10 protein-coding genes are annotated in these 10,853 nt (G+C 74.0%); 2 read left to right on the top strand and 8 right to left on the bottom strand.

The window, feature by feature from the left end; translation table 11 throughout:
- Window positions 1-617, top strand: a 617-nt coding sequence (locus tag C1A33_RS12790) for a patatin-like phospholipase family protein (protein ID WP_207770288.1), incomplete at its 5' end; no start/stop codon positions are given.
- 64 nt (window positions 618-681) lie between these two features.
- The gene (locus C1A33_RS12795) at window positions 682-1,860 is read left to right on the top strand and encodes a 1-acyl-sn-glycerol-3-phosphate acyltransferase (RefSeq protein WP_243407475.1); all 1,179 of its coding nucleotides are present in this window, start codon (window positions 682-684) and stop codon (window positions 1,858-1,860) included.
- Here C1A33_RS12795 and C1A33_RS12800 read toward each other — a convergent pair.
- The 8 genes from C1A33_RS12800 to C1A33_RS12835 form a co-directional block, all read right to left on the bottom strand.
- Window positions 1,838-2,914: a hypothetical protein gene (locus C1A33_RS12800; RefSeq protein WP_101831745.1), complete on the bottom strand. Its 1,077-nt coding sequence runs from the start codon at window positions 2,912-2,914 to the stop codon at window positions 1,838-1,840. The genes C1A33_RS12795 and C1A33_RS12800 overlap by 23 nt on opposite strands.
- A 12-nt stretch (window positions 2,915-2,926) precedes the next feature.
- On the bottom strand, window positions 2,927-3,412 hold the full coding sequence (locus C1A33_RS12805) for a hypothetical protein (protein WP_101831746.1): 486 nt from the start codon (window positions 3,410-3,412) through the stop codon (window positions 2,927-2,929).
- A 253-nt stretch (window positions 3,413-3,665) separates the two neighbouring features.
- Complete coding sequence (locus tag C1A33_RS12810) at window positions 3,666-4,568, bottom strand: hypothetical protein (RefSeq protein ID WP_243407476.1); 903 nt, start codon at window positions 4,566-4,568, stop codon at window positions 3,666-3,668.
- A complete protein-coding gene (locus C1A33_RS12815; RefSeq protein WP_243407477.1) occupies window positions 4,565-5,047 on the bottom strand; it encodes an OmpA family protein in 483 nt (160 codons plus the stop codon). The genes C1A33_RS12810 and C1A33_RS12815 overlap by 4 nt, the downstream gene beginning before the upstream one ends.
- Before the next feature lie 230 nt (window positions 5,048-5,277).
- Window positions 5,278-6,105: a class I SAM-dependent methyltransferase gene (locus tag C1A33_RS12820; protein ID WP_341477220.1), complete on the bottom strand. Its 828-nt coding sequence runs from the start codon at window positions 6,103-6,105 to the stop codon at window positions 5,278-5,280.
- A 34-nt stretch (window positions 6,106-6,139) separates the two neighbouring features.
- The gene (locus C1A33_RS12825; protein WP_101831749.1) at window positions 6,140-8,152 is read right to left on the bottom strand and encodes a serine/threonine-protein kinase; all 2,013 of its coding nucleotides are present in this window, start codon (window positions 8,150-8,152) and stop codon (window positions 6,140-6,142) included.
- A 133-nt stretch (window positions 8,153-8,285) separates the two neighbouring features.
- Window positions 8,286-9,635, bottom strand: a complete 1,350-nt coding sequence (locus C1A33_RS12830; protein ID WP_101831750.1) for a serine/threonine-protein kinase — start codon at window positions 9,633-9,635, stop codon at window positions 8,286-8,288.
- 86 nt (window positions 9,636-9,721) lie between these two features.
- Window positions 9,722-10,840 (bottom strand): TAXI family TRAP transporter solute-binding subunit, encoded by a 1,119-nt coding sequence (locus C1A33_RS12835; protein WP_243407478.1) that lies wholly within the window; start codon window positions 10,838-10,840, stop codon window positions 9,722-9,724.
- Window positions 10,841-10,853: the final 13 nt, after the last annotated feature.

Here is a 10,853-nt window from a genome sequence, read left to right on the forward strand (position 1 = left end):
CGGCTCGGCGGCTCGCGTCCGTCGTCCAACATGGGCATCTGCATTCCAACGCGCCGCTGCGGGCGCTGCTGCGCACCCATCTGCCGGCCGTTCCGATCGAGGATCTGCCGGTGCCCTTCCAGTGCGTGGCGGCGAGCATCGAGCGGGCGGCGGCGCACTGGTTCGACCAGGGTCCGCTGGTCGAGGCGGTGCTGGCCTCCTGCGCGGTGCCGGCGTTGCTGCCGCCGGTGCACATCGGTGGCGAGCACTTCATCGACGGCGGCATCGTCGACTCCAACCCGGTGGGACGGGCGGTCGAGCTCGGCGCGCGCACCGTGTACGTGCTGCACGTGGGACGGATCGAACGGCCGCTGCGGCCGCCGCGGTGGCCGTGGGAGGCGGGGCTGGTCGCGTTCGAGATCGCCCGGCGCCGCGGGTTCACCGAGGCGATGGCGCGGCTGCCGGCGGGTGTCGCCGTGCACGTCCTGCCGGCCGGGGATCGCGGGGCGCCGCTCGTGCCGCTGCGCTACCGCTCCACCGGTGGCCTCCGCCGGCGCATCGCGCTGGCCCGCACGGCGACCGCGGCCTATCTCGACGCGGCCACCGAGGGTCGGACGCGTTCGGTGGACGTCGGCTGAGACGCGAGGTCGGTGCCGACACGGGGTCGGTGCGGACGTGGGGTGGCGCGGAGGAGGGAGCGTGATGGCTGTTCCGCCGTGGCCGGTGCGCCGGTTCGTGATCGATCCGCTGTTCGTGCCCCTCGCCGCGGCGGGGGCGGTGGTCGGGCTGGTCGTCGCGGCGCTCGGCCTGCTCGGCGCCCCGCTGGACCGGCGGCTGCGGGTCACGCGGGCGGCCCTGCTCGCCGCGGCCTACCTGACCGCCGAAGCGGTGGTGATCGTGAGCGCCTTCGGGCTGTGGCTCGCCCGCCCGGCGCTCGGCCGCCGCTACGAGGGAGCGCACGTGTGGCTGCTGCGCCGCGCCCTCGACGAGCTGATCGCGGCGGCGCGCCGGCTCGTCGGATTCCGGCTGGAGATCGGCGAACCGCCGGTCGGGCCCGCCCCGGGCGGCGGCACCCCGCCGGTGCTCGTGCTGAGCCGGCACGGGGGGCCGGGGGACTCGTTCGTGCTGGTACATCTGCTGCTCAGCCACTACCGGCTGCTCCCGCGCGTGGTGCTGATCGACCGGCTTCAGCTCGACCCGGCGATCGACATCCTGCTCGGCCGGCTCGGCGCCTGCTTCGTGCGCAACGACGGCTCGGACGATCAGGCCGCCGCGCGGATCGGCGAGCTCGCGGGCCGGCTGGGCGCCGACGAGGCGCTGGTGATCTTCCCGGAGGGGGCGAACTTCACCCCGTCACGCCGGCGCCGGCTGATCGCCCGGCTGCGGGCGCGCGGCCAGTGGGACCGGGCGGCGGTCGCCGAGGACCTCGACGCGGTGCTGCCGCCGCGACCGGCCGGGGTGCTGGCGGCGCTGGCGGCCGGGACGATCACCGCGACGATGATCGTCGCGCATGCCGGCCTCGACGAGCTGAACGATCCCGGGGAGGTCTGGCGGGCGGTGCCGTTCACCGCTCCGCTGCTGCTGCGCTGGTGGTGGGCTCCGGTGGAGCAGATCCCCGACTCCGCCGCGGGCCGCCGGCAGTGGCTGACCATGCACTGGGCGGTGATGAACGCCTGGATCGACGCCCGCCGCGCCGACGTCGACGTCGAGAAGGCCGGTCCTGACAGTGACGCCGCCCATCCCGACGCCGACGCGGCCGACCCCGCCAGCGACGGCGACGCGGCCGATCCACCCGACGCCGAATGGCCGGCGGCCGCCGCGTTGCCGTCGGAGGCCGCCGTCCCGACGGTGCCCGCGGTCAGGAGCGACGGGCCATCTTGATGGTCTTCTCCAGTTGGTCGCGGTCGACCTCGGCGACGCGGCCGTTGGTCGGCACGGTGGGGATGTGACCGCCACCAAGGACCAGGTCGGTGGTGTGCCGTAGGCCCATGTCCTTCTGCTCGACGTCGAGGATGGCCTCCTCGACCCGGTACAGCTTCTCGATCTTGGAGACCTTCGCCTCGACCTGCGCGGCGACGATGCGCAGCCGCCGCTCGGCCTTGGCCAGGCGCCGCTCCAGCCGGCGGTCGAACAGGTTGGGCAGCGGCTCGTCCCGCTCGGTCGGGTCGTGCAGGTACAGCTCGACGGCGACGGCGACCAGCGGGATCAGCGCCTGGAAGAGGATCACGGCGCCGCCGGTCGTCTCCCCGGCCGTGCCCTGGCTGCGTACGAGCACGCCGGCGATCGACAGCAGCAGGAAGATCGCGGTGGTCAGGCCCAGGGCCAGCGGCGACGAGCGGGACTCGACCAGCTGCTCCCGAGTGTCCGGGTCGATCTTGAGTCGGCCGGCGTCGGCGTCGACGAGCATCTGCTGCTGCGCCCGGGCGAGGATCGACGCCTTGATCCCGTGCGCGAGCGCCACCCCGGCGATGAACACGGCGACGCCGAGCAGCCCACCGAGCCACCACTCCGGACCGTAGCCGCCGACGTCGGCGAGCACGGCGTACGACTGGGCGAACACGTAGAAGTCGAGCGCCGCCAGCACGGTCAGCACGGCCGCCCGTGCCGGCCCGGCCAGCGCCATCTGCGGGATGCGTTCCTGCACCCCGACGCTGCGCCACAGCCGGCCCTGCTCGACCTTGTTCTTGATCAGCTCGGTGCGCCGCTCCCGGCGCTCCGCCCGTGAGTCGATCTCCATCCGGAGCTCGGCGATCAGCTCTTCAAGCGTTCGCCCGTCGGCCCGCACGGACGCCCGGACATCCTGTACCTCCGCGTCCTCCAGGCTCTTGAGCACCTTGGGGCGCGTCTCCGCGCCGGCCAGCGCGACGTCGGCGTCCCCCACCCTGCGGATGAGCTGCTTGGCCAGACGCCCTGGCGCGTTTCCCCTGCGCAGCACCGTTTCAGGCTCCTAGTCGATCGGACGGGCGAAGGTGCCGCCGACGAAGCAGAGCATCGCGCAGACGATGCCGAGCACCGAGGCGACCATCGACTCGCGCGCGCCCTGCTGCTCGTCACCGGAAAAGACCATGGTCAGCACCAGGGTGCCGACGCCGACGATCGCGCCGACCGCGCCGAGCAGGAAACGTCGCTGGATCGTCTCCCGCGGTGGCAGCTTGGACAGCGCGTCGATGGGCGCGATGCGTCCGGCCCGGGCCTGGTTGCCGACCCGGCGGCGGATGTCGCGGAGCCGGAACGTGTTGCCGGCGATGAAGAAGCTGACCGCTGTCACGATCATGGATCCGGTGACCGAGACCCGGGCGAACGGCGACGACAGGGTCAGCCACACCCAGATCTCCAGCACCGCCAGCAGGGCCAGACAGGTGAGGATGACCACGGTCGAGCGCATGAGCGCTGGGCTGAAGTGCTGTTCTTCGGGTTCGTGCAGGATCCCCATCGGATGCCTCCTCGGCTTGGGCTGCACCGGGGCCGCGGTCGGCAGCGGTTGGGACGGATCGGCGGGGTGCGGGCCGCGACGGGTACGGACGGCGGGCTCCGGGGAGTGGGGCGCCGCGCCGTCGGACGCGGGCGGGACGGGGACGGGCGTGGTCTGGACGGGCGTGGTCTGGATGGGCGTGGTCTGGATGGGCGTTGTCAGGACGAGTTGGACGGGCGGCGTGGCGGCCGGCGCCGGCGGATCCGTGAGTGCGTTAGCTGCAGTCACTGCTGATCCGTCGGCACAGCTCGGCCCGCAGGTAGCGGGCGAGCTCCTGCTGGGGACGGTCCGCGGTGCCTTCATTGACACCGAGGAAACGGACCTTCGCCGCGCCGGCCGACGCGATCTGCCCCGTCTCGAAGCAGCGTTTGACCAGCCCCTCGGCGATCGAGGGCGACGCCGTCTTGCCCTCGGTGTTGAGGCAGTCGGCGTCCTGGCCGGTGCCGAGCAGGTCGGTCCACACGAGCACGGTCACGTCGGTGACCTTCACGCCCGGCGTGGAGCGCGCGGAGGTGACCTCGTCGTTGATGCCGCCGAGCAGTCCGGTGACGCTGCCGGCCGGGTTGACCTTCTCAGCCTGGACGATGTGGCTGACCTCGGTGCCCAGAGCCTTGGCGGCCGCGGTGCGGTCCTTCTCCGCCCGGCGGCTGTTGTTCCGCTTGATCTCGAACATCCGGTCGCCGTGGAAGCAGTCCGAGTACGTCATCGGGCCGCCGCCGCTGGCGACGAGGCGGATGAACGAGCCGTCCTTCAGCGCGGTGTCGAGGTAGGGCTGCAGGCGCGCCTCGACCCGCTGCGCCGTGGCCGGCGAGTTGTCGCTCACGTCGAGCAGCACCAGCAGCAGCGGCGCGCCGGACTCGGGCGTCTTTTCCTCGTACTTGCCGCAGTCCAGTGGGCCGCTCGCCTTGGCCGTGCCGAGCAGGCCGCCGTTGCAGCCCGCGAGCGCGGTGGTCGCGAGCATGGCGGCGGCGGCCACCCCGGCGACCCGGGCCCGGCGGTCCGTGCCGAACCGGCGTTCCGGGCCGGTCCCGCGTCCCCCACGGGGCCGGGCCAGCGCGGTCCGGGCGCGGTCGGTCCAGCGGCGGCCGTTTCGGGCGGCCTCAACGTCGCACGTCATCGAAGAACGATCTCCACTCGGCGTCGGCTCGCGTCGGCGACGCCGTCCCGCGCGCCCTGTTCGCCCCGGCCCTCGACATCGAGCACGGAGCTGGGAATGTTCTGCGTCGCCAGCCACGCCTCGACGGCCTTCGCCCGGTCCAGCGACAGCTTCTGGTTGTCCTCGGGGCGCCCGACCCCGTCGGTGAACCCGACGACGGCGATGCGGCCGGCGTGCTCACGGATCGCCGGGACGATCTGCGAGAGCGTGGTCACCGACTGCGGCAACAGGGTGCTGCTGTTTGAGTCGAACAGGTAGTCGGCGCTGACCGTCGACACCTGGCTGCCGTCCGCCTGGATGACGAACTTGCTCAGCGGCGGCAGCGGGTCGGCTTTGATCTGGGGTGCGTTGCGGGTCGCGTGCGGCGCCGGGGTGAAGTCGCTGCCGGCGCTGCCGGAGGCGCAGCCGGCGGCCAGGCCGAGCGTCACGGCGAGCGCCACGCTCGCGGACGCACGAATCCCCGGACTGCCGCGCCTGGACGTGGCATCTCCGGGTGTGGAGTGAACGTGATCCACGGTCTGCCCCCAACGGCGAATGCGGGGCCCACCATAACGGGGGTGTCTGGGGCACTTCCGTGCGCCCGGGGGTGTTGTGCGCATAGTGGGACGAGCTGGTGACCCGTTGAGCGGCTCGTTCCCCGGGTGTCGCGTACTGTCCGTTCGGCGTCCGCTCAGCGGGCGGGTGGGCGGCTGGTGACGAAGATCGAGGTGGACGGCACGTACTCGCCGCGCCGCGGGCCCCACTGGCCCCACGTCCGGTCCTGGCCGGCGGGCCACTCCGGCTCGATGATGTCGTGCAGGACCAGCCCGGCCGCGACGATCTCGCGGACCCGGTCGCCGATCGTGCGGTGCGTCTCGGTGTAGACGGCGCGGCCCTGGTCGTCGTGCTCGGTGTAGGCACGCCGGTCGAAGTAGCTGTGATAGACCCGCAGGCCGTTGTCGTCCGGGTCGTCCGGCAGGCACCAGACGAACGGGTGCGTCGTCGAGAACACCCAGCGCCCGCCCGGTCGCAGAACCCGGGCGACCTCCCGCATCACCGCCGCGCTGTCCGCGACGAACGGGACGGCGCCGAACGCGGAACAGGCCACGTCGACGCTCGCGTCGGCGAACGGCAGCGCCATCGCGTCGGCCTGGACGAGCGGGACGTCGACGCCGGTGCTCGCCGCGTAGGCGCGGGCCTGCGCCAACTGCCCGCTGGACAGGTCGAACGCCACCACTCGGGCACCCTGCCCGCGCAGCCAGCGGGCGCACTGCGCGCCGCCGCAGCCGACCTCCAGTACCGTGCGGCCGGCCACCTCGCCGAGCAGGCGCAGGTCCGATTCGCGCAGTCCCTCCGGGCTCCAGCAGAAGTCGCTGTCCCCGAGGAACTCGCCGTGCTCCGCCTGGTACTCGGCGGCCGCGTCGTCCCAGTAGATGCGGCTGGCCGACCGGGCGGTGTCGGCGTCGATGTCAAGGTAGCCGTAGGCGGGGGGTGGCGCGCCCGTCACGTCGTCGGTCACGGGACCGCATGCTCGCATCCCCGCCCGCGGCGGCTCACACCGCGGTATGGCTGACCGCGGCGCCGATCACCGCGCGGTCGTCGGCGACCGTGATCGGGGTGTAGACGACGGCGGGCTCCGGCTCCCGGTCGACCAGCCGGCCGCGGCGGCTCTCCCCGACCAGGCGCGCCCGGCCCTGCAGGGAGCCCGCGCTGACCTCGTGGTCCGCCGGGCCGAACGGGCCGGTGCCGGCCAGCCCGGACTGGGTGGGCGCCGAGGTGGCGTAGATGCGCACCACCGCGCCCGGCACGGTCGTCCAGCGCAGCACCGTGCCACCGAGGGTGCCGCGGGCCTCCAGGTCGAGGACCGCCCGCGGCCGGGCGACGACCCGCACCATGATCTCCGCGGCGCCGGTAGGGGCCAGCGCGTCCGAGCCGTCGTTGCCGTCCGGCGAGGGCACCCACACCCGGTAGCGGTAGACGGCGCTCGTCGACGCGTCCTCGTCGAGGAAATGGCCGCCCGCGCCGCGGAACCGCCGCTTCGCCCCGGACAGCGGCGACGTCTCGGCGAAGGTCCGCTCGATGACGACCTCGTCGTGCTCGGCCATCGGCCGCCAGGACAGCTCGACCGCGTCGCCGGCCATGCTCGCCCGCAGCGCCGTCACCGTCGGGGCGAGCGTCCGCGGCCCGCTGCGCGCCGGCGCCGAGCGCAGCCGCCCCGCGTCGCTGGCCAGCACCGCGACCACCTCGTGCCAGTGCTCGACCCCGCGTGGGACGCCGGCGTCGAACAGCTCGGTGGCCGCGGTGATCCCGAGGCTGCGCTCGCGGCGGCCGTTCGGCGCGGCCGGGTCGGCCAGCACGCGGCAGACCCGGTAGGACACGCCGGGCGTCGCGGACGGCGTCCAGCGCAGCAGCACCGCGCCGTCCTGCTCCGTCGCGGTGAGCTCGGCCGGCGCGGCGGGCTCCGCGGCCGGCGCGGAGGGATGCTCGCTCGGCGGAGCGGGGATCTCGGCCGGTGCCGCGGGGCGGGCCGGCGGCGTGGGGGGTGGCTGCTCGGCGGCGCGCGGGGAGAGCCGGGTCTCCGCGTCGGCGTCGGCGTCGTCGACGTCGTTGGCATCCCGCGCGGAACGCGGCGACGGCGGTGGGGGGCCGAGCGTGCGGCCGGTGCCGTCGCGGCCGTGCGGATCGGAGAACCGCAGGCGCCAGGACAGGCCGTCGGCCCGGCTCACCCCGACCCGGCCCCGGCTGAGGGCGACCTGTTCGAGCAGGTCGCGGGCCCGGTCCGGGGTCATCCGCAGCGCCGGGTCCTTCTCCAGCAGACCGTCGAGCACCGGGCCGATGGCGCCAGCGTGCCGGGTGGGCCCGGGTGGGTGCAGCACGATCGCGGCGAGCATCGCGCCGAAGCTGTCCCGCTCGAACGGCGGACGGCCCTCGACCGCGTAGTACAGCGTGCCGCCCAGGCTGAACAGGTCCGCCTCGAACGTCGCCGGATGGTTGTTGAGACGCTCCGGGGCCATGTAGAGCGGCGTGCCGAGCACGCCGGTCACGGTCAGGGTGGGATCCCCGTCGCCGGTGGCGATGCCGAAGTCGGTGAGCACGATCCGGCCGTCCGACCCGATCAGCACGTTGGACGGCTTGACGTCGCGGTGGACGATGCCGTGGTCGCGGGCGGAGACCAGAGCGTCGATCATCGCCACCCCGACGCGCGCCACCTCGGCCGGCGGCAACGGGCCGTCATCCCGGACGACCTCGAACAGCGAGCGGGACGGCACCAGCTCCATCACGATCCACGGCAGGCCGTCATCGAGGACGACGTCGAGGATCGTGACGACATGCGGATGAGCGCGCAGCTTGGCGGCATGGCGCGCCTCGCGCAGCGCCCGCTCGACCCGGTCGGCCCGCTCCGCGTCGGCGACCCCGCCGGCGAACTCGATCTCCTTGAGCGCCGCCTCCGTCTCCAGGACGGAATCGAAGGCACGCCAGACCGTTCCCATCGCACCCGCACCCAGCCGCGCGACGAGACGGTATCGGCCCGCCACCATGCGGTTGCCTACCGGAACGGCAGCCACGACACCCCCTTGGCTTCGTCTATTGTCGCAGGCCAGCTTCCCAGCTGAGCCGAAATGTCACGAGCTGCGCCCATGCCTGTGTCGGGCCGGCGAGTCGTCCCAGGTCATGGGACCGCGCGGTGCCTGGCGCCGGTCAGGGCGGCGGTGGTCCGGGCGCTGACGGGGCCATCGCGAACGCGCATCCGGTGGCCACGAGCAGGGTCGCGGCCACGGCGAGCAGGATCCGCCCGGGCTGATCGACGCCCGACGCCCGGGCCAGCACGACGCCGCCGCCCGCGCCGGTGAACGCGGCCAGGACGGTGACCAGCGTGCCCGTGACCTGGCCGCTGGGGAACAGCATCTGGGCGCAGGCCGCGCCGACCAGCATCGCCGCGGCCACCCCGACCACGTCCGGGTGCGGGTGCCCGGTGCCCGCGGCCCACAGACCGGCCGCGCCGAGCAGGCCCCCCAGCACCAGCACCAGCACCAGCCCGGCCACGAGCGGCGCGGGCGCCGCCGCGGGCCGGACCGTGGGCGGCCCGTGCGTAGGCCGAGGTGTGGTCAGCGGCGGTGTGGTCAGCGGTCGCGGGTGGGGGGACTGCCGCGTCTCGTCGTGATCAGGCGCTTGCGTCGCCGAGCCGTCCTCGCGTGCCACGGGCGCGGCGTGCTCGCCCGGCCGGTCGGGCGTGCCGCGCGGGCGCAGCGCGCAGGTGAGGACGTCGACGAGGGCCGCGGCGGTCGGTCGCTCGTCCGGTTCCTTGTGCAGGCAGCGGCGGACGACGTCGCACAGCCGGTCGGGCACGCCGTCGAGGTCCGGCTCGGTCGCGGTGATCCGCAGCGCGACGATCTCCTGGGTCTCGCCGGCGAAGGGCCGCCGGCCGGTCGCGGCGAACACCAGACAGCAGGCCCAGGCGAACACGTCGGAGGCCGCCGTGGCCACGTGGCCGTCGAGCTGCTCGGGGGACATCCAGGCGATCGTGCCGACGAGCTCGCCGGCCTGGGTGTACCCGCTGTAGTCGGCCGAGCGGGCGATGCCGAAGTCGATGATCTTCGGCCCCTCCCAGGACATGACGATGTTCGCGGGCTTGAGGTCGCGATGCACGACCTGGGCGTCGTGGATCGCCGCCAACGCCGTGGCCAGGCCGATCGCGAGGTCGTCGAGCTGCCCGTCCACCAGTGGACGGCGCTCCAGCACGGCCGCGTGCAGGGTGGGTCCGGGCACGTACTCCGTGGCCAGCCACGGCCGGACGCAGTCGACGTCGGCATCGATCACCGCGGCGACGGACGGTGCGCGCACGTGCCGGGCGGCGGCGACCTCCGCCCGGAAGCGCGCCCGGAAGGCCGGGTCGCTCGCGACGTACTCGTGCGGAACCTTGACGGCGACCGGCCGGTCCTGCGCGCCGTAGCCCAGGTAGACGACGCCCATGCCGCCCGAGCCGATCCGCTGGTGCAGCCGGTACGGGCCGATCACCGCCGGATCGGTGTCGATCAGTGGTCGTAGCATGGCGCGCCCCTCAGCCCCTGGTCCCGGCGGCTCCGTCGGCGCTCACTCTGCCGCCCCCGCGTCTCGGTCACGTCACCGAGATCCGGTCATGTCGTGCCGCAGCTCGGCGCGCGTCGGAATTGCCGAAGGTAGTACTCCGCCGCGGCCGGATGAAGAGGTATGTAACAAAAAAGCGGCCCTTCGTAAATCGAGAGCGCGTCCGGAATGGTGTGATGAGCCGGATTCGTCTGCCACAGCGCGGTGGCGAAATCCGCCGGCCGGCGGAACAGCTCGGCGGTCGCCCGCCGAACGAGGACCGGGTCGGTGTCCACCCGCGCGATCAGGCCGTTGGGAATCGTGATCGTTCGTATCGGCCTGATCCCCGGGTAGTCCGCCGGTCCCAGGCCGCCGGCGCCGAACACCGCGCCGGGGTAGGAGCGTTCCCGGCCGCCGTAGAAGACGTTCCAGTCGCGGGTGATCCCGGCCAGCTGGTCCGACAGGTCGAGCAGCCGCAGCCGGGCGCCGCCGTTGATCGCGGCACGGATCTGCCGGGTGCCGGGGCCGCCGGCCCAGACCACCGCGTCGACCCGGCCGGCGCCCAGCAACCGCAGCGCGTTGTCCAGGTTCGACGGATCCAGGTCGGGATGGCAGCCCGGCAGCCCGACCCGCAGCAGCACGTCGGCGATCTGCCGCGTCCCCGAGTTCGCCTCGCCGGCGGCGATGGTGCGGTGGCACAGGTCGGCGAGGCCGCGCACGGGCGCGTCCGCCGGCCCGCGCGGCCGATCCCGCACGATCACGTGCAGCAGATCCTGGTGCACCGGGCCCAGGGTTCGCAGGCCCGTCACCTTCTGGCCGCCGCGGGTCGGGTCGAACTGGTTCACCCCCTCCGCCGCGTCGACGGTGGTGTTGAGCTGCGCGATCGCGAGAGCACAGCGCGGCGGGTCGGCGGACTGCAGGTCGTAGAGGTTGTCGGTGGAGCCCGCGGTCTGTACGACGTCGACGTCGAAGTGCTCGGGGGCGGCCTGCAGCCGGGCGCGCAGGACGCCCGCGAACTGGTTGTACGGCGAGCCGACGCTGCCGGTGAAGATCTGCACCGACCGGCACGCCGAGCGACCGGCCGGCGGCCAGGCCGCGGTGGACCGGTCCGCCGTGACGGCGAGGCCGACGGCGACCGCGACCGCGAGCAGGACGACGACACCGGTCGTCACCCGCTGCCGGCGGGTCAACCCGCGCCCGCCC

It is taken from the genome of Frankia canadensis, from assembly GCF_900197875.1.
In the GTDB taxonomy this organism is placed as follows: Bacteria; Actinomycetota; Actinomycetes; order Frankiales; family Frankiaceae; genus Frankia; species Frankia canadensis.

What these genes read in the sequence shown, in the direction of transcription:
- C1A33_RS12795 (WP_243407475.1), top strand. Translation starts at nt 682, where the DNA reads ATGGCTGTTCCGCCGTGGCCGGTGCGCCGGTTCGTGATCGATCCGCTG.
- C1A33_RS12810 (WP_243407476.1), bottom strand. Translation starts at nt 4,568, where the DNA reads ATGACGTGCGACGTTGAGGCCGCCCGAAACGGCCGCCGCTGGACCGAC.
- C1A33_RS12830 (WP_101831750.1), bottom strand. Translation starts at nt 9,635, where the DNA reads ATGCTACGACCACTGATCGACACCGATCCGGCGGTGATCGGCCCGTAC.
- C1A33_RS12805 (WP_101831746.1), bottom strand. Translation starts at nt 3,412, where the DNA reads ATGGGGATCCTGCACGAACCCGAAGAACAGCACTTCAGCCCAGCGCTC.